Here is an 18214-nt window from a genome sequence, read left to right as displayed (position 1 = left end):
AATGAAAATTGGTATTATCGGTTGTGGCAATATTGGCACCAAACGGGCCCAAACAATTCTTGGGTTTCCGGAAGATAGAATCCTAGGACTTGTAGAAACCAACAGGAAACTCTGGCCTTCCTTGGAACAAACTTTTTCAGTAACCCCATCAGAAGACTATCGTACGGTCACCTGTTCCGAGGAGATTGAAGCGGTTGTCATCTCAACGCCCGCTGCATCCCACATTCCCTTGATCGAAGAATGCCTGAAAAACGGAAAGGACGTTCTTTGCGAGAAGCCCCTCGGAATGAAACTCGAGGAGGTTCAAAGGGTTGTTCAAGTTGCAGAACAGAAAAAACGGGTATTAAAATGCGGATTCAATCTGCGACACGATACCGCCCTCATCAAAGCACATTCTCTTTATCAAGAAGGTATTATCGGACGACCTTACTTTTTTAAAGCAACCTATGCCAATGGGGCTGTCTTGACAAATACCAACCACGTGGGATCGTTGATGGACATGGGTTCTCACCTCCTGGACCTGGTTCACTGGTTCATAGGCAAACCTGAAGGTTTCCAGGGGTCTTTGCAAAAGAAGGAATACCCCTTGGATGACAACGGTTTTCTTACTTTCCAGTCTAACGGTCTTATTGGCCAGATTCATTTTGGTTTCCTTCGATGGAAAAATTGCTTTCATCTTGAAATTTCCGGTGACAAGGGTGCTATTGAAATTGTAAACCTTCCCAAGTGGGGACGACAAGACCTTCACCTGTACCGCAGAGTTTTCCCTTCAGGTGTTCCCGAAATGTTGACGGAATTTTATACTGAGGATTTGAGTTGGGTTGCTGAATGGGAAGCCTTTCGCTCCCTGCGTCAAACGGGTGATCTGGGAGACAATCGGATCTCCCTGGAGATCATGAAGGATATTGAAGTGATTCGAAAAACTGTTCCAATAAAATAAAAACAACAGGGACAAAGGAGCTCAATACAATGAAACTAAAAATCAAAATCTTCGCTGATGGTGCCAACCTGGAAGAAATGAAAAAGGCTTACCGTGAAGGGACAGTGAGGGGGTTTACAACCAACCCAACCTTAATGCGCAAGGCCGGTATCGCTGATTACGAGGAGTTTTGCCGTAAAGTGCTAGCCGTGATTTCCGATTTGCCTATTTCTCTAGAGGTGTTTTCAGACGATATTGAGGAAATGGCCCGTCAGGCAAAAAAGATTTCATCCTGGGGTTCCAATGTCTATGTCAAAATTCCGGTTACTAATACTCGAGGAGAAAAAACCTCTCGAATTATCCACAACCTCAGTCATGAAGGTGTTAAACTGAACGTAACGGCAATTTTAACGGTAGATCAGGTTAAGTGGATTGCCGAGGCTCTCGCAGAAAATACGCCCGCTATTGTGTCCGTTTTTGCTGGAAGGATTGCCGATACGGGACAAGATCCACTTCCGGTCATGCAAGAGTCGCTCAATATTCTCAAGAATCGTCCCCTTGCTGAACTGCTTTGGGCAAGTCCCCGCGAGGTTCTGAATGTTGTACAAGCCGACAGGATGGGTTGTCATATCATTACCATCACAAACGACCTTCTCAAAAAAATCCCAGTTCTGGGAACTACCTTGGCCGACATGTCGTTACAAACAGTCAAAATGTTCTATGAGGATGCCGTCGCCGCCAAGTATCACCTTTAACCCTCATTCATTCACAACCGACACCATGGGCGAGATAAATTTACTGGATTCTCTTCCGAAAACAAACCGATCGAGCCGTGGGAGAGTTGTCACACCCGCTGATCGTAAACTGGCCTGCCAATTTGGAAAAGAATATTTCGATGGGCCCCGTACTCAAGGGTATGGCGGCTACATCTATGACGGCCGGTGGAAACCAGTGGCCAAGAGGCTAAAGGCGTATTATCATCTACCCGATTCTGCCCGGGTACTGGACGTCGGATGCGCCAAGGGTTTTTTACTCCACGACCTTAAAGAATTGATGCCCCATTTGGAAATTGCCGGTGTCGATATTTCTCAATATGCAATACAAAACTCAGTGGAAAACGTTCGTCCTTTTCTTTCGGTCGGAAATGCCAACAAAATCCCCTGGCCTGATCGATATTTTGATCTCGTTTTATCCATTAATACAATCCATAATCTCGACCTCAACAACTGTAAAATGGCCATTCGAGAGATCCAGCGGGTTTCTAAAAAATATACCTACATTGTTGTTGATGCCTATCGTGATGAATTGGAAAAACAGCGTCTCCTCGACTGGATTCTAACCGCAAAAACCTTTATGCACGTTGACAAATGGGAAAATTTATTTCAGGAAACAGGCTACAAAGGGGATTATTACTGGTTTCTCATGGAGTAATTGATGCCTGTCTCTAACGAACAGCTTATCTCACTTTTGAGAAAAATGATGCGGATTCGCACCATCGAGGAGACTATCGCCGCAAGGTACCCCGAGGGAGAAATGAGAACACCGACCCATTTTTCAATTGGTCAGGAGGCCACGGCTGTCGGTGTTTGTGCAGCTCTTAAAACGGAGGATGCTGTCTATAGCGGTCACCGATGCCATGCCCACTATCTCGCAAAGGGAGGCAACCTCCTGGGTATGGTGGCGGAACTCTTTGGTCGGGAGGCCGGTTGTGCCCGGGGTCGAGGAGGGTCGGTCCACCTGAATGATCCTGGGGTGGGGATGATCGCTTCGTCCGCCATCATGGGAGAAACGATCGCCACTGCGGTGGGAACTGCCTTTGCTTTTGCCATGGACAATCGGCCTCATGTTTCAGTCACTTTTTTTGGTGATGGCTGTGTTGAAGAAGGGATATTTCATGAATCAATGAACTTTGCGGTCATGAGAAAATTGCCGGTTCTTTTTGTGTGTGAGAATAATCTTTTTTCCGTTCACTCCCCTCTTTACCTACGCCAACCTCGCGACATCCCTATCTATGCACGAGCCCAATCCTATGGGATGCTGGCACAACAGGTGGATGGAAACAACGTGGAAGCGGTTTATGAAGCGGCTGTTAAGGGTATCAATGATATCCGAAAGAAAGGAGGGCCTTTCTTTCTCGAGTGTATGACCTATCGCTGGCGTGAGCATGTGGGTCCGCTGTTTGACACAGGACAGGGTTATCGTACCCAAAAAGAGATTGACCATTGGATGGCACGATGCCCGATTAAACAGGCTTCGGAAACTGCCTTGAGCCGTGGTGCCTGTACGCCAGACCAAATAAAACTTTGGAAGAACGAATACCAAACTGAAGTGGAAAAAACCATCCAGTCCGTTGTTGGACTCCCCTTTCCAGATACCAAAGGCCTACTGGAGGGAACCTACTCATGAGAAAACTCAAATATTGGGAAGCGATTAGCGAGGCCCTCGTCCAGTGTATGGCTGAAGACAAGAATATTTTTATCGCCGGTGCCGGCGTTGATGATCCACGTGGTATTTTTGGAACAACCTTGGAAGCCTATCGTCGTTTTGGCAAGGATCGTGTTTTTGATATTCCGAACTGTGAAAATGCGTTTGCCGGGATCGCTACAGGAGCCGCAGTCGCCGGGAAAAGGCCTGTTGTCGTCCATGCTCGTGATGACTTCATGTTTCTCGCCTCTGACCAAATCATTAATTTGATGGCAAAGTGGAAATATATGTTCGGGGGAAAGAATTCCGTTCCCATGTTAGTTCGTGGAATCACAGGAAGGGGTTGGGGCCAGGGGGCCACACATTCACAGAGTTTGCATACGATGTTTGCCCATTTCCCAGGACTTTACGTGATAGCACCTGCCTTCCCTTCCGATGTTAAAGGATTGATCATTAGTGCCCTGCATGGCAACACGCCGGTTCTGTTGTTTGAAAACCGCGCCTGTTACCAAATCGAAGAAGAGGTATCGGAAGAACTGGTTCCCATCCCTTTTGGCAAGGCTCGGGTGGTTCGTGAGGGAAAAGATATTACCATTGTGGGCGCCTCTCTTATGGCGTATGAAGCACTTCGCGCCGCTGATATTTTAAAAGAATCGGGAGTCAGTGCCGAAGTCATCGACCCCCGAAGTATACGCCCCCTCGACCGGGAAACAATATTAGCCTCTATTGCAAAAACGGGTCGCCTTGTTATCGCTGATACGAGCTGGAATCTCTACGGTTTTACAGCCGAGATTGCCGCTCTCGCAGCCGAAGAGGGATGGCAATACTTAAAAGCCCCTGTTCGTCGCTTAGCGCAGGCGGATTGCCCAGCCCCCGTTTCAAAACCGCTCGAAGAGGCCTTCCACCCAACACCATTATCCATTGTGAAGGCATGCCAATCTTTGATGGAATTGGATGTTGACTTGCGCAAGCCCTTAACAGATATTCAGGAGCACTTTCAAGGTCCTTACTAAACCATTCATGAACAGGGGAGAGTTATGAGGATAAAAGAGCTGAAGACGGTTGTTGTTACCGGAGGCGCCGGCTATGTCGGTGCCGTTTTAGTCCCAAAATTGCTGTCTGAAGGTTACAAGGTGCGAGTCATTGATTTGTTTCTGTTCGGCCGTGACGTTCTGCCCAAAAACCAGCCCAATTTGGAAATTGTGGAAGGAGATATCCGTAATCAGGAGCTTCTAAAAATGATATTTGCGGGGGCCGATGCCGTTATTCATTTGGCCTGTATTTCAAATGATCCAAGCTTCGAGCTGAACCCCGAATTAAGCCGTTCCATCAATTACGAGTGTTTCGAACCGATGGTTGCCATCGCGAAGAAAAGCGGTGTTCAACGGTTTATCTATGCTTCGACCTCCAGTGTCTATGGCGTCAGCGACGCCCCTGAGGTTACGGAAGACCATCCGCTCGTCCCCCTAACCGATTACAACAAATATAAGGGGATGTGCGAACCGCATCTTTTAAAATATCACTCCCCGGAATTTACAACCGTTATTATCAGGCCCGCAACAGTCTGTGGCTACTCTCCCCGTCTGCGGCTCGATCTCACGGTCAACATCCTTACAAACCACGCGGTGAACAATCGGAAAATTACCGTTTTTGGGGGGACTCAAAAACGACCCAATATCCATATCGATGACATTGCGGAACTTTATGTCGATCTCCTGAAACGACCCCCTGAACAAATTGGGGGAAAAACATTCAACGCCTGTTATGAAAATTTTAACCTGAAGGAACTCGCAGAAATGGTTCGAAAAATTGTTTCTCGGGAAATGCCTGAACTACAACCCATTGCCGTCGAAATGACATCGACAAATGATATCCGTTCCTATCATGTCTCTTCAAAAAAAATAAAAAAGGAACTCGGTTGGGCTCCCAAGAGGACCCTTGAAGATGCTGTTGTTGATCTTTGTCATGCATTTCGCGCAGGAAAGATTAAAAATCCAATGACCGATATCCGTTATTATAACGTAAAAGCCGTTCAGGCCTCTCATTTGGTTTAAAGTCATTCAATCAGGAGGGCTTATGAAAACTTACATGGTTCTTGGGGGAAACGGGGTCTTCGGTGTTCAGCTGGTACGGTATCTTCTACTAAAGGCCCCTGACGTCTACGTTATCGCTGTGGGCCGCAATCCTGAAAAGCCCCCCGCGTTTTCTCTTCACCGGGGGATCGATGATTCCCGATATGAGTACCACCAAATCCACATTGCCTATGAGCCTGAAAGATTGATTGAACTGCTCAAGGCTAAACAACCTTCTGTGGTTGTGAATATTGCGGCCCAAGGGGAAGGTGCCGCCAGTTGGAAATCCTCCTGGCGCTATTTTGAAACAAATGCCGTGGCCCTCGCTAAAGTTGTAGAGCCCCTCATAGGTGCCCCTTGGCTTAAAAAATGGCTTCAGGTGGGTAGTTCGGAAGTCTATGGATCTGTGACAGCACCCGCTTCTGAAGAGGCTCCTATTCGTCCTTCCTCCCCTTACTCCGCTTCCAAGGCGGCCGCCGATCTTTATCTGCTTTCTGTAGCACGGTCACAAAACTTCCCCGTCAATATTATTCGCCCTTCCAATGCCTATGGCCCCGGACAACAACTTCATCGGATCATCCCTAAAGCGGTCTTGTGCGCCTTGCTGGGTCATAAACTTCCATTGCAGGGGGGTGGCACGGCACGAAAGTCTTATATTCACACTGATGACCTATCACGAGCCATTTATTGGATAGCCGAAAAAGGCCATTTAGGAAAAGTCTATAACGCCGGTCCTAAAGAAAGTACCGCCATCAGAACTCTTGTAGAAATTATTTGTGAAAAGACATCGGTCCCTTTTAACCAGTTGGTCGACCTGGCACCTGATCGGTTAGGACAGGATGCGCAGTACCTGCTCGACAGTTCTCTCATTGCCAAGGACTTGGGCTGGAAACCGGAAATCCCTTTGCAAGATGGCATTAATGATGTGGTCATTTGGGCTAGAGAACACCTGGAATATTTGAAAAAACAACCGACCAATTTTACCCTGCGCGCATAAAACAGATCATGAAGCCTGCTTACTCCAGAAAGATCAAATCATTGCAAGACTTGGCGAGCCTCATTGGACCGCGACCTCGAACAAAAAAGGTCATTATGTGCCACGGGATGTTTGATATTGTCCACCCAGGTCACCTGCGCCACCTTGCTTATGCAAAGGAAAAAGCCGATATTTTGATCGCCAGTATTACGACTGATAAACACAACGAAAAGGCGAATTATCGGCCTTACGTCCCGGAAGAGTTGAGGGCCCTCAATTTGGCGGCCCTCGAGATGGTCGACTTTGTCATTATTGATTCAAATCCAACACCCATTGACAATATAAAATATCTCCAGCCCGATTATTTTGCCAAGGGATACGAATATTTCACCAATGGAGTTCCACCAAAGACTCAAGACGAAGTTTCGGCTCTCGAGTCCTATGGTGGAGAAATGGTGTTCACGCCGGGTGACATTGTTTATTCCTCGTCGTCCCTGATTGAAACCCAACCTCCCAATCTGAAAATAGAGAAGCTTTTGGCCCTCATGCAATCTGAGGATGTCACTTTTAATGACCTGCGCAATGCCGTTAAAGCGATGAGGGGCCTGCGTGTTCATGTCATCGGAGATACGATTGTTGATTCCTATAGCTACTGTTCTTTGTTGGGGGCCACGGCAAAATCACCCACTTTCAGCGTGAAGCATGACTATACAGACGTTTTTGCAGGAGGGGCCGCCGTGGTCGCGAAACATATGAAATCAGCGGGGGCCGAGGTATCATTTTCAACAGTTTTGGGGAAGGACTCCCTAAAAGATTTTGTCCTGAAAGACCTAGCCCAGTCAGGGATTGTTTGTCACCCAACCGTTGATCATACAAGACCAACGACCCATAAGGAGCGCTTCATCTCCAGCAATTACAAAATGCTCCAAGTGGATCGAGTGGATAACCGACCCGTTTCTAAAAAAATCCTCAACGAAATGATTGAGTCAATGCGTCGTTCAAGCCCTGATATTGTCGTGCTGAGTGATTTTCGCCACGGGATCTTTAACCGTGAAACGATTCAATACCTCTGCCAGGGAATTCCGCCTCATTCATTAAAAGTAGCGGACAGCCAAGTCTCGAATCGCTGGGGGAATATCCTCGATTTTACCGGTTTTGACCTCATCACCCCTAATGAACGAGAGGCCCGGTTCGCCCTGGGTGACCAAGATTCGATCATCCGACCATTGGCCTCCGAACTCTTCCGCCGAGCATTCTGCAAGCATCTTATTCTCAAATTAGGGGATCGAGGAATTATCACTTGTCGAAGTTCCGGACCCGGCCCCCGTGAATTTTTTACCGTGGATAGCCTTGTTGATAGCCTCGTTGATCCGATCGGGGGTGGCGATGCCCTTTTGGCTTATGCCTCTCTCTCCCTGAAAGCGACCGGCAAGATTGTCATCGCCTCCATTCTCGGCTCGATAGGAGCCGCTATTACCTGTGAACATTCGGGCAATCTGCCGGTTCAAAGTGAGCAGGTGGAGCAGAAAATTTCAAGACTTGAGAAAACGGTTCATTACACATAACCTTTACTCCGGTGAAACCAGAAAATTCAAATTTTGTTAAACGTTATCTGGAGGAATCAAAGGAGGTGGCTTCCAAGATCGACCATGCTTCCATTGAAAGAATCATTGACCTTTTCCTGGAGGTTCGATCCCACAACGGACGCCTGTTTTTTCTCGGTGTTGGAGGGAGTGCCGGCAACGCCTCCCATGCCGTCAACGACTTTCGAAAAATCTGTGGTTTTGAAGCCTATGCCCCTACCGATAACGTTTCCGAGCTGACTGCAAGGATCAACGATGAGGGATGGGATACAGCCTTTTCCCAGTGGTTAAAGACAAGCCGTTTGTCCAAAAATGACGCCATATGCGTTTTTTCAGTAGGTGGAGGGGATATCGAACGGAAAATCAGCGTTAACTTGGTACGAGCTGTGGAGTATGCAAAATCAGTGGGAGCTAAAATAACTGGAGTGGTTGGTCGGAACGGAGGGTTTACAGCAAAAATGGCAGATGCCTGCGTTATCATCCCAACGATCAACGCCGAAACTGTCACAGCCCATGCCGAGACATTCCAAGTCTTGGTGTGGCATATGCTGGTTTCACACCCAAAACTCCAAACGGCCCCGATGAAATGGGAATCCGTGGAGAAATGAAATGACGTCTCAAAGAGTGATTATTTTAGGGCACACAGGTTTCGTGGGGAAAGCCCTTTTTAATTTCTTGAAGTCCGATGACAAGGATATTCATGGTTTCTCTTCATCCACCCTTGATCTCCGTCGATTTGATTCTCTGTCATGTCTTGACCCCCTGATCCATAACAAAACGACGTTGATTTTTACCTCTGCCCTCACTCCTGATAAAGGAGCAACCCTTGATGTGTTGAAAACCAATCTCGACATGTCGATGAATCTTGCAAAATACCTGGAAAAACATCCCGTGGAACAATGCATTTATTTGAGTACCGATGCCGTGTATCCCCTGTCAGAGAAGGCTATTACTGAGACAAGTGGCATTGAGCCATCCAGCTTTAACGCCCTAGCCAAGTACGCCGGGGAGCGAATCCTCAATCGAGTTTCAGAAACTACCGGCCTGCCATTACTCATACTTCGTCTCAATCCTGTTTATGGCTTTGGAGATACCCACGGTTCGTACGGGCCTAACCTTTTCATGCGTAGCATTTTTCAGGAAAAACGTGTTCGTCTTTTTGGTGATGGTGAAGATAAAAGAGACCATCTTTATATCAACGATGCGGTTCGTCTTATCGCACATTTCGTGCAAAATAAAACGACCGGCCTTTATAATTTAGCCATGGGTCAAAGTTACTCTTTTGCCAAAATTGTTGAAATACTCCAACGGTCTGTTCCTTTCTCTTTTTCGATAGAAAAACTGCCTCGCAAAGTACCTTTGACACACCGTCATTTCGATGTTTCCAACCTTTTGCGCGTCGTCCCAGGTTTTCGATACACCCCTGTTGAGGAAGCGTTGCAAGATTACGTCTCCAACCTAACTCGTGTTTTGTAAGGAAAGTTTATGAATATGAAGATGTCTGATTATATCGCAGATTTTCTGGCAAAACAGGGTATTCGCCACGTCTTTGCCATTACAGGGGGGGCCTGCATCCACCTGATTGATTCTCTTTCTAAACACCCTGATATTACATTCATCTGTCCTCAGCATGAACAAGCCGGGGCAATGGCCGCTGATGCCTATTCCCGGATAACAGGTAATCTTGGCGTCGCGCTGGCAACCAGTGGCCCGGGGGCCACCAATATGATGACAGGGGTTTGTTGCGCCTATTTCGACTCGGTCCCTGTCCTTTACATTACTGGCCAGGTGGCCTCATTTCGCTCCAAAGGTAACACAGGGGTAAGACAAGTAGGGTTTCAGGAGACAGATACTGTCGACATGTACCGTCCCATTACTAAATATGCTGTTTTGGTAAAGGATCGTAAGAAAATCCGTTACGAATTAGAAAAAGCTGTTTCCATTGCAAAGACCGGAAGACCTGGGCCGGTTCTTGTCGACATCCCCGATGATTTCCAAAGGGAACCAATCAATACTGATGAGTTGGAACCTTTCATCCCAACTCCGGAGATCAAGGACTTGAACCAACTCAAAGCTCAAATCGGGCAGTGTCTTCCGCTCCTTCAGGCGGCAAAAAGACCGGTGGTAATTTTAGGATGGGGAGTCCGATTATCAAAGGCCGAAGAAGAAGCAAAAAAACTGGTCGAGAAGTTAGGATTCCCCATTGTCCCCACTTGGGGTATTGCTGACTTATTCCCTTCCGACCACCCCCTTCTCGCCGGTACCTTTGGCGTCCACGGCACCCGATACGGCAACTATACCGTTCAAAATGCCGATCTTGTCCTTGCCGTCGGCACTCGATTGGATACCCATGAAGCTGGGAGCCCTTTATCCAGCTTTGCGAGGGAGGCCAAGCGTATTATTGTTGATATTGATCCTTTTGAGTTGAAAAAATTTGGGACTTTTGGCTTGACTGCCGATCTGTTGATACAGGCTGAAGCCAAGGACTTTTTAAGTCTCACCCTTTCCCAACTTAAGTCAGTAAAATCTCAAGACCTCTCCGCGTGGAAGAAAAGGATCAGCGGTTGGAAGGAAAAATACCCCATATGCCCTCCGGCCTATTATGCCGAAAAAAAATTAAACCCCTATGTCTTCGTAAAAACTCTTTCAAAAAGAGCCCCTGAAGGTGAGATCTTTTTCATCGATACCGGATGCGCTGTGGCTTGGATGATGCAAGCCTTTGAATTCAAAACGGGGCAACGGGCCTTCAGCGCCTTCAATAATACACCGATGGGTTATGCCTTACCGGCCTCAATGGGTGCCAGTCTGGCGTTGGATAAAAAACAAATAACATGCGTTGTGGGAGATGGCGCGCTACAAATGAATATCCAAGAACTGGCTACACTCCTAAGACATGATCTCCCGATCAAGATATTCCTTATTAACAACCATGGATATTCCATGGTGCAACAGACTCAGGATCAATGGCTTAATTCTCGCTATGCCGCGACAACTGTTGAAGGGGGCCTTGCCTTCCCTAATTTTGTTAGGGTCGCTGAAGCCTACGGTTATAAAACTTTAACAATAGATACCAACAAAGAAGTCGATCAGAAAATCGCTGAAGCCTACAACACCCCCGGTCCACTATTTTGTAACGTGGAAATTGATGGGGCCTATCGGGTCGTGCCTCAAGCAGTTTATGGTAGACCGATTGAGGACGCCGAACCTTTGCTAGGTCGAAAGGAATTTTTTGAAAACATGATTGTTAAACCAACAGCGTCTTCCCTAAAATAGTGCCAACCCCCTTAGAAAATCTATTCCTGGACCTGCCCCGGATTACCAGCGAGCATTCTCCGGTATCTCCCGTTTACAAGCTCTTGAAAACTTTTGTGCGCAAAGAAATTGAAGGATTGTTCAGCAATGCAGAACCATGTGTTTCCAAAACCTTTTCTCCATTTGGAGAATTAATCTTTCCCTATGTGAGAATGGGGGCGATCGATTCATTGGACCTGTTTGGGATGGACGAGTTGATTATATTCAGCTTCTACTGGACCAACCGCCATCTCTACAAACGTGTTGTCGATATTGGTGCCAATATCGGTTTACATTCGATACTCCTCAGTAAATGTGGGTTTACAATCCGCTCTTACGAACCCGATCCCGACACCTATAAAAAATTAAGGAAAAATCTGGAGCTCAATAAGTGCGCTCATGTAGAAGCCATCAATGCCGCAGTTTCCAGCACCAAAGGGACGTGTGAGTTCACCCGGGTCCTTGGCAACACAACGGGAAGCCATCTGACAGGATCGAAGCCAAATCCCTATGGTGACCTCGAGCGGTTTCCCGTCACTGTAGAGTCCATTGAACCCCTCATCGAATGGGCCGATCTCATGAAGATCGATGCCGAAGGGCATGAAAAAGAAATTCTTTTGGCCACAAAAAACGACCAGTGGCAAAAGACCGATGCCCTTGTCGAGATTGGTAACGAAGGTAATGCCAAGGCTGTTTTTGACCATTTTAATAAAATAAAGATTAATCTTTTTGCACAAAAAACAAACTGGAAGCGCGTCACGAAAATCAATGACATGCCAATGAGTCATCGTGATGGAACTCTATTTATATCCCGTCGTTCAGAAACACCCTGGTCGATCAACTTCACGCTGTAGAATACTGGAATGAATAACAAAACAAGGCCTTCACTCTCTGTTATTCTTTGCAACTATAACCACAGTCATTATCTGGAAGAGTGCCTGTCGGCTATCCTTCATCAGTCCTATCAAGCTTTCGAAATTATCATCATTGATGACGGTTCAACGGATAATAGTTTGCAGATTCTCTCCAACCTTGCCGCCCAGAACCCTGTTATTCAACTTATCCGGCATTCAGAAAACAAGGGTGTCATTTTTTCAGCCAACGAAGGATTTCACCTGGCTACTGGTGATTATGTCTATTCTGCAGGAGCTGATGACAAGATTCTTCCCGGTTTCTTTGAAAAATCAATGGAAATGCTCGCTCAATATCCAAAAGCGGGTCTTTGCTGTTCGGACCCTGTCACCTTTGACGGTGACACAAATATTTTTGCGGATAACAGGCAGGGAGTGAGTGAAGCCTGCTATCTTTCACCAGAAGAGATTGTCGTCAGGATGAAGCGTCGTTTCTTTTGGATCGCTGGGCACACCTCCCTAATGAGGAGAACCGTATTTTTAGAAGCTGGAACCTTAATTCCGGAGCTCCGTTGGCACTGCGATTGGTTTGCCCTTCACGTCATCGCCTTCCGCTACGGAATTTGCTATGTCCCAGGCAAGTTGGCCACGCTTAGAGTGCATTCAACCACCTATTCCAAAAAGCCAAGACCTTGGTTGGAACGCCAACAGGTCTACCGGCTACTTTTCGAAACCATTATCTCGGAGAAATACAGAGACACCCTTCCCTTCTTTAAACGTTCTGGGATTCTTTCAACATTCTTCTATTTTGCATTCATTACAACTTTCAGTTCGCCTAGATTTTACCGGTTTCTGAACTGGCCTTTTCTAGAAGCAATCATAAGATCCGTCATTAAGGCCGTGCTCAAAAGAATTCCAGGTGCACAAAGACTTTATCATTTTTTAAAACAAAGGGAGGCTTCATGAAGAAGTTGTCTCAGAAAGAAGCATTCAAAATAGCGAGTTCTTACCAGTTTGATACGGAGACTATGAAGCTTGGTCCTTGGACCTCTTATAGCCTGTTAAATGACCCTAAGCATATGTGTTTCGTTCTCGCCCGATACAAATTCTGCGCCAAGATGTTGCAGGGTAAAAAGGATATACTCGAAATTGGGTGCGGAGACGGGTTTGGCATTCCTATTATAGCTCAAGGGGCCAGATATGTTCTCGGGATAGATGTGGATGACCGACTGATCAAGGACAACAGTGACCGGTTAAGGAAAATTAAAAATCTCGAGTTTAAAAAGATGAGTATTTGCGATGGCATCCCTCAAAAAAAATTTGACGGGATTTATTCGGTGGATGTTATAGAGCATCTTGACGCTCCGCTTGAAAAACGTTTTATGAACAATTCGATTCGTTGTCTCAAAAATGATGGGGTGTATATTATAGGAACACCCAATATTACAGCAAACAGATACGCAACTAAGAGAAGCAGAATCCAACATATCAATCTAAAGGGCCATAAAGAATTAAAGGCGTTGCTTGACAAATATTTTGCCAACGTGTTCCTGTTTTCGATGAACGACGAGGTGTTGCATACGGGGTACTACCCGATGGGCCATTATCTTTTTGCCGTTGGAGTCGGTGTAAAAGGGAACATGTAATAACTGTCTATATCCTAAAGGTTTTTCATGGAGATTAAGATTTCTGATTATATTGTTCAAAGTCTTGTGGCTCAAGGGGTGCACCACGTTTTCGTTCTTAGTGGAGGTGCAAACCTGGCTCTGATAGATGCACTCCAACGGAATCCTCAAATTAAGTACGTTTGTACTCACCATGAGCAGGCCGCATCAATAGCGGCAGAGGCTTATTCAAGAGTGACAAGCAACCTGGGCGCTTGCATTGTTACCACTGGCCCGGGAGGGACAAATGCAATCACCGGAGTCCTCTGCGCTTGGCAGGATTCTATACCTTGCATTTTTATATCGGGGCAGAGTCGTTCAGATCGTCCAGAAAATAAGTTAATACGACAACTGAACATCCAAGGACTGGATATTACTGCGATTGTCGGATCAATCACAAAGTATTCTGTGACAATCCGTGATCGTCAAACAATAAAATATCATTTACAAAAGGCCCTTTATTTAGCACGTCACGAAAGGCCAGGGCCTGTATGGATTGACCTCCCGCTGGATCTTGCCAATGCCTTAGTTGATCCTGACACCCTCCCCTGCTTTGATCCACCACAGGAGTTTGAGGAACAACAAAATCGGTCAGATGAATCAAATAAAATTGGAAGTTTAATCCAATTATTACAAAAATCAAAAAGGCCACTCCTACTCATTGGAGGGGGAGTGCATCTTTCAAAAACAGAACAAGAAATGCTGGAAATACTGGAAATGTTACAAATTCCGTACGTCTGTACCTGGAACATCCAAGACATTGCCTCTGATGATGACCCGTTATACATGGGTAGCCCTGGCATCTTTGGTACACGATACGCCAATTTTGCTATTCAGAACTGTGATTTACTCCTATGTGTCGGATCAAGATTAGCCAATTCCCTGACTGGGCATAATTATAAAACTTTTGCCCGCGCTGCAAAAAAAGTCGTTGTTGATATCGATCAAAATGAATTAACCAAAGAAACTGTTCCTTTGGATCTAACAATCTGCATGGACGCCAAAGATTTTTTAAAGAACTTTGTTAATCTTTTGCATAAAGATTCAAAAGTAGACATCAAACAATACCATCCTTGGAGACAGAGGTGCCAAGAATGGAGGAAAAGGTATCCTGCGACCTTGCCGGAATACTATAATCAAGAAGGATTTGTAAATTCATATGTCTTTACAGATGTTCTCTCAGAAGAACTGAAAAATGATGATGTTATTGTACTCGGTGTGGGAACTTCTTTTACTGGAACTTTTCAATCCTTCAAACCCAAGAGAGGTCAAAGGATCTTTCATGCCGGTGGAGCCGCCCCCATGGGGTATTGTTTACCTGGTAGTATCGGGGCTTGTTTTGCGCGAGGTCAAAAGCGGACGATATGCATCACGGGAGATGGCAGTATCCAGCTGAATCTTCAGGAATTACAAACAATCGTTCATCACAATCTACCCGTCAAGATATTCTTGATCAACAATAACGGGTATGTGACCGTACGTACCACTCAAGACGATTGGTTTGAAAGCCGTCATTCAGCCTCAAGCACGGAAGGAGGAGTTTCATTCCCGGATATGATCAGCCTTGCCAAGGCCTATGGTATTAACAATGAGCGTATTCACAATCATGGTGAACTAAGAAACAAAATAAAAACCGCACTCCATTCAGAAGGGCCGTTCCTTTGTGAGATAATGATGAGCCCGCATCAGCCTCTCATCCCTTACATTACCTATGGAAAAACAAAAAAGGGGAAAGCTTATCAGCGTCCTCTGGAAGATATGTCTCCTCTTCTATCACGTGACGAATTGCGCTCAAACATGATTATTGACCTTTGGGAAGAACCCGATTAGACTGGGTAGGCTTTGTTTTCTACCGTTTCAATAATATTTTCTGTTATTCCAACAACATCAAGGAGGTAAAGCAAAATGAAAAGGGCACTTATTATAACCGGCAGGAAGGTCCAGGACCATGAGTTTATTTATCCCTACTATAGACTGCAGGAGGAAGGTTTTGCCCTGGATGTGGCCATTCGTAATAAAGAAACAGTGATGGGAATCCTTGGGACCACCATCACTCCAACCAGGGATATCACAGGAATTGATGTTAAAGACTACTCTCTTCTCGTCTTGCCTGGCGGGGCTAAAGCTATGGAGTATATACGTCAAGACCAAGAAGTAATCAATTTTATAACAAACTTTAACAAGACGGGCAAGGTTATTGCCGCTATCTGTCATGGAACTCAACTTTTGATCTCGGCAAATATCGTTAAAGGAAGAAATGTCTCTGGGTATTACAGTATCAAGGACGATGTTAATAATGCCGGTGCCAAGTACATTGATGCTCCTTATGTCACCGACGAAAATCTAATTACTTCCCCTCATTACAAGTATCTTGGTGACTGGATGAGGGAAACTTTTAGGGTCTATAAAACAAAAAATTGATGAAGAATCTGTACATCAACCAATTTAATCCGGCGGGCGAGCGTTGTCTCTTACCGCTTGCGGCCGGTATTTTAGCTGCTTGCGTTCGGGAAGACCCTGTTCTCAAAGGTCATTACCGTACTTCCATTAACTTCTTGAGACAAGAACCGGCCAAGGTTGTGAGTGAATTGATTGACCCTGTGGTTCTGGCATTTTCGGGCTATGTCTGGAATATCCGTCAATCCCTTCTAGTGGCCAAGCAAGCCAAGGAACGATTTCCGCATTGTGTCATTATTTTTGGAGGCCCCTCTATACCCAGATACGAAACAGACATTGGTCATTTTCTTTCCCAACACGAATTTATTGATATCTTAGCTCACGGGGAAGGGGAGATCACCCTTGTCGAAATTTTGCGTGCGCTCCTGGAAGGTTCAGATTTAAACAATGTTAAGGGAATAAGTTTCCGTTCCAAGGAAAGCCCGAGTGGATATATCAAGACTACACCGCGCGAACGTATTACTGATTTGAATCTCGTTCCCTCACCATTTTTAACCGGAATATTCGATGAAATCTTGGCCCGTCATAGAGAACAGATTACGGGTACGATCTGGGAAACCAATCGAGGTTGTCCCTTTGCCTGTACATTTTGCGACTGGGGACAGGTCACGCAGAGTCGAGTCATTATACACACGGAAGAGCGCCTTGTCCGTGAGATGGACTGGATGAGTAAGAATGAAATTCCTTATATTTTCGCAACTGATGCCAATTTTGGCATCAAGGAACGTGACTTGAAGATCGCAGAATATTTGGGTCACTTACATAAGACGACAGGTTCCCCGCGTTATATCCTGATTAACTGGATGAAAAATTCTCGTAAAAAAACAATCGATATAGCGGATGCCTTGCGTCGAAATGGAATGGGTTTTATGGTAACGTTGTCCATGCAATCTTTCGATGAAGACACCTTAGAGGCCATTAAACGCACCAACATTGATTTGGAGACCTTTGCCTCATTAAAGAAGGAATATAATGAACGCGGCATTGAGACCTACTCTGAACTTCTTCTGGGATTACCCGGTGAAACGTACGAATCGTTTACCAATGGCTTAATGAAGGTCCTGTCGCCTTTACCAACAGATCACTTTGCCCTTTATCTTACCAATGCCTTACCAAATTCAGAAATGGCTGAACCGGAATATCGTGAACAGTATGGCATTGAAACGCGTTTCACAAAATCGACTGTACTTCGACAGCGCACTGTCAATCGGGATGTTTATGAAGTGGATGAAACTATCGTTGGCACAAGGTCAATGCCGGTACCTGATTGGTGTCGGGCTTTTTGCTTCGGGTATCTCCTAAAGGCGCTGCATAATATGAAAGTGGCTTTTTATACCATAGAATTCTTAAGGGAACATTATGCCATTACACCAAAAAGTTTCATCGAATATCTGATTCAGGCCGGACGAACTCCCGGCCGCGCGCCAATGATGGCAAAATTGCTTAAAGAACTCGATCGTAATACAGATTCAATTCTGCGTGGTGATGACAACATGCTTTCGTTTGAGGGATATCCAGAGTATCACTGGGAACCTCACGAGATCTGTTTTCTTGCAGCTTATCACGGTGAGGAAGATTTTCATCGTGAATTGAAAAACTTAACAGTTGAGTTTGTCGTTGAGAAGGGGCACGGTGATGAAGTTCCTTTGGTGAGAGAGGTCTGTTCGTATCAGGAAGCGGTTTCTCCACTAAATAAAAGCCGTGTCCCGTTTCATGTGGAATTTGAATATAATCTTTTAGAGTATTTTAATGCTTTATTGAAAAATAAAAATGGCGTTGAGATTTTAAAAGAGCCTTGTATTTTGGAATTTGAATCCTCTTACAAAGAGGAAAGAAAGGGGAATGACATTAATTATCTTTTGGCGGTTGTTCGCGCCCATGCTTCTGGGTTAAACTCGTACTGCCGGGTGAAAGAGATTCCTTGGTTCAAATTTAAAAAAGAAGCCGATCCTCACGTGGCAGGTTTAGAGTAAAAAC

17 protein-coding genes are annotated in these 18214 nt (G+C 45.6%); all 17 read left to right on the top strand.

Features of this window, described 5'->3' with window-relative positions:
* The first annotated feature begins 1 nt into the window (after position 1).
* The 17 genes from HYS22_08865 to HYS22_08785 all read left to right on the top strand — a co-directional run bounded on the left by HYS22_08865 (position 2) and on the right by HYS22_08785 (position 18210).
* Positions 2-940 (top strand): Gfo/Idh/MocA family oxidoreductase, encoded by a 939-nt coding sequence (locus HYS22_08865; protein ID MBI1910264.1) that lies wholly within the window; start codon positions 2-4, stop codon positions 938-940.
* Between the two features lie 29 nt (positions 941-969).
* The gene (locus HYS22_08860; GenBank protein MBI1910263.1) at positions 970-1674 is read left to right on the top strand and encodes a transaldolase; all 705 of its coding nucleotides are present in this window, start codon (positions 970-972) and stop codon (positions 1672-1674) included.
* Between the two features lie 25 nt (positions 1675-1699).
* On the top strand, positions 1700-2350 hold the full coding sequence (locus HYS22_08855; protein ID MBI1910262.1) for a class I SAM-dependent methyltransferase: 651 nt from the start codon (positions 1700-1702) through the stop codon (positions 2348-2350).
* Positions 2351-2395: 45 nt separating this feature from the next.
* A complete protein-coding gene (locus HYS22_08850) occupies positions 2396-3325 on the top strand; it encodes a thiamine pyrophosphate-dependent dehydrogenase E1 component subunit alpha (GenBank protein ID MBI1910261.1) in 930 nt (309 codons plus the stop codon).
* On the top strand, positions 3322-4356 hold the full coding sequence (locus tag HYS22_08845; protein ID MBI1910260.1) for an alpha-ketoacid dehydrogenase subunit beta: 1035 nt from the start codon (positions 3322-3324) through the stop codon (positions 4354-4356). The genes HYS22_08850 and HYS22_08845 overlap by 4 nt, the downstream gene beginning before the upstream one ends.
* A gap of 24 nt (positions 4357-4380) precedes the next feature.
* On the top strand, positions 4381-5397 hold the full coding sequence (locus tag HYS22_08840; GenBank protein ID MBI1910259.1) for an SDR family oxidoreductase: 1017 nt from the start codon (positions 4381-4383) through the stop codon (positions 5395-5397).
* 22 nt (positions 5398-5419) lie between these two features.
* Positions 5420-6412 (top strand): GDP-mannose 4,6-dehydratase, encoded by a 993-nt coding sequence (locus tag HYS22_08835; GenBank protein ID MBI1910258.1) that lies wholly within the window; start codon positions 5420-5422, stop codon positions 6410-6412.
* 8 nt (positions 6413-6420) lie between these two features.
* Complete coding sequence (locus HYS22_08830; protein ID MBI1910257.1) at positions 6421-7956, top strand: adenylyltransferase/cytidyltransferase family protein; 1536 nt, start codon at positions 6421-6423, stop codon at positions 7954-7956.
* Positions 7957-7967: 11 nt separating this feature from the next.
* Positions 7968-8582, top strand: a complete 615-nt coding sequence (locus HYS22_08825) for an SIS domain-containing protein (GenBank protein MBI1910256.1) — start codon at positions 7968-7970, stop codon at positions 8580-8582.
* Position 8583: 1 nt separating this feature from the next.
* Positions 8584-9450, top strand: coding sequence for an NAD(P)-dependent oxidoreductase (locus HYS22_08820; GenBank protein MBI1910255.1), 867 nt, complete (start codon positions 8584-8586; stop codon positions 9448-9450).
* A gap of 9 nt (positions 9451-9459) precedes the next feature.
* Positions 9460-11247, top strand: coding sequence for a thiamine pyrophosphate-binding protein (locus HYS22_08815; GenBank protein ID MBI1910254.1), 1788 nt, complete (start codon positions 9460-9462; stop codon positions 11245-11247).
* Between the two features lie 95 nt (positions 11248-11342).
* Positions 11343-12119, top strand: coding sequence for an FkbM family methyltransferase (locus tag HYS22_08810; protein ID MBI1910253.1), 777 nt, complete (start codon positions 11343-11345; stop codon positions 12117-12119).
* 9 nt (positions 12120-12128) lie between these two features.
* Positions 12129-13082: a glycosyltransferase family 2 protein gene (locus HYS22_08805; protein MBI1910252.1), complete on the top strand. Its 954-nt coding sequence runs from the start codon at positions 12129-12131 to the stop codon at positions 13080-13082.
* Complete coding sequence (locus HYS22_08800; protein MBI1910251.1) at positions 13079-13762, top strand: class I SAM-dependent methyltransferase; 684 nt, start codon at positions 13079-13081, stop codon at positions 13760-13762. The genes HYS22_08805 and HYS22_08800 overlap by 4 nt, the downstream gene beginning before the upstream one ends.
* Positions 13763-13789: 27 nt before the next feature.
* Complete coding sequence (locus tag HYS22_08795; protein ID MBI1910250.1) at positions 13790-15610, top strand: thiamine pyrophosphate-binding protein; 1821 nt, start codon at positions 13790-13792, stop codon at positions 15608-15610.
* Positions 15611-15685: 75 nt separating this feature from the next.
* Positions 15686-16201: a DJ-1/PfpI/YhbO family deglycase/protease gene (locus HYS22_08790; protein ID MBI1910249.1), complete on the top strand. Its 516-nt coding sequence runs from the start codon at positions 15686-15688 to the stop codon at positions 16199-16201.
* Complete coding sequence (locus tag HYS22_08785) at positions 16201-18210, top strand: radical SAM protein (GenBank protein MBI1910248.1); 2010 nt, start codon at positions 16201-16203, stop codon at positions 18208-18210. The genes HYS22_08790 and HYS22_08785 overlap by 1 nt, the downstream gene beginning before the upstream one ends.
* Positions 18211-18214 lie beyond the last annotated feature (4 nt).

The sequence above is a fragment of the Deltaproteobacteria bacterium genome, assembly GCA_016177765.1.
In the GTDB taxonomy this organism is placed as follows: domain Bacteria; phylum UBA10199; class UBA10199; order JACPAL01; family JACOUP01; genus JACOUP01.
This window is presented reverse-complemented; position numbering and strand designations above follow the sequence as displayed.

Bases quoted from the DNA above. Each gene is read 5' to 3' on its own strand.
- HYS22_08865 (MBI1910264.1), top strand. From the start codon at position 2: ATGAAAATTGGTATTATCGGTTGTGGCAATATTGGCACCAAACGGGCC.
- HYS22_08860 (MBI1910263.1), top strand. From the start codon at position 970: ATGAAACTAAAAATCAAAATCTTCGCTGATGGTGCCAACCTGGAAGAA.
- HYS22_08855 (MBI1910262.1), top strand. From the start codon at position 1,700: ATGGGCGAGATAAATTTACTGGATTCTCTTCCGAAAACAAACCGATCG.
- HYS22_08850 (MBI1910261.1), top strand. From the start codon at position 2,396: ATGATGCGGATTCGCACCATCGAGGAGACTATCGCCGCAAGGTACCCC.
- HYS22_08845 (MBI1910260.1), top strand. From the start codon at position 3,322: ATGAGAAAACTCAAATATTGGGAAGCGATTAGCGAGGCCCTCGTCCAG.
- HYS22_08840 (MBI1910259.1), top strand. From the start codon at position 4,381: ATGAGGATAAAAGAGCTGAAGACGGTTGTTGTTACCGGAGGCGCCGGC.
- HYS22_08835 (MBI1910258.1), top strand. From the start codon at position 5,420: ATGAAAACTTACATGGTTCTTGGGGGAAACGGGGTCTTCGGTGTTCAG.
- HYS22_08830 (MBI1910257.1), top strand. From the start codon at position 6,421: ATGAAGCCTGCTTACTCCAGAAAGATCAAATCATTGCAAGACTTGGCG.
- HYS22_08820 (MBI1910255.1), top strand. From the start codon at position 8,584: ATGACGTCTCAAAGAGTGATTATTTTAGGGCACACAGGTTTCGTGGGG.
- HYS22_08815 (MBI1910254.1), top strand. From the start codon at position 9,460: ATGAATATGAAGATGTCTGATTATATCGCAGATTTTCTGGCAAAACAG.
- HYS22_08805 (MBI1910252.1), top strand. From the start codon at position 12,129: ATGAATAACAAAACAAGGCCTTCACTCTCTGTTATTCTTTGCAACTAT.
- HYS22_08800 (MBI1910251.1), top strand. From the start codon at position 13,079: ATGAAGAAGTTGTCTCAGAAAGAAGCATTCAAAATAGCGAGTTCTTAC.
- HYS22_08795 (MBI1910250.1), top strand. From the start codon at position 13,790: ATGGAGATTAAGATTTCTGATTATATTGTTCAAAGTCTTGTGGCTCAA.
- HYS22_08790 (MBI1910249.1), top strand. From the start codon at position 15,686: ATGAAAAGGGCACTTATTATAACCGGCAGGAAGGTCCAGGACCATGAG.
- HYS22_08785 (MBI1910248.1), top strand. From the start codon at position 16,201: ATGAAGAATCTGTACATCAACCAATTTAATCCGGCGGGCGAGCGTTGT.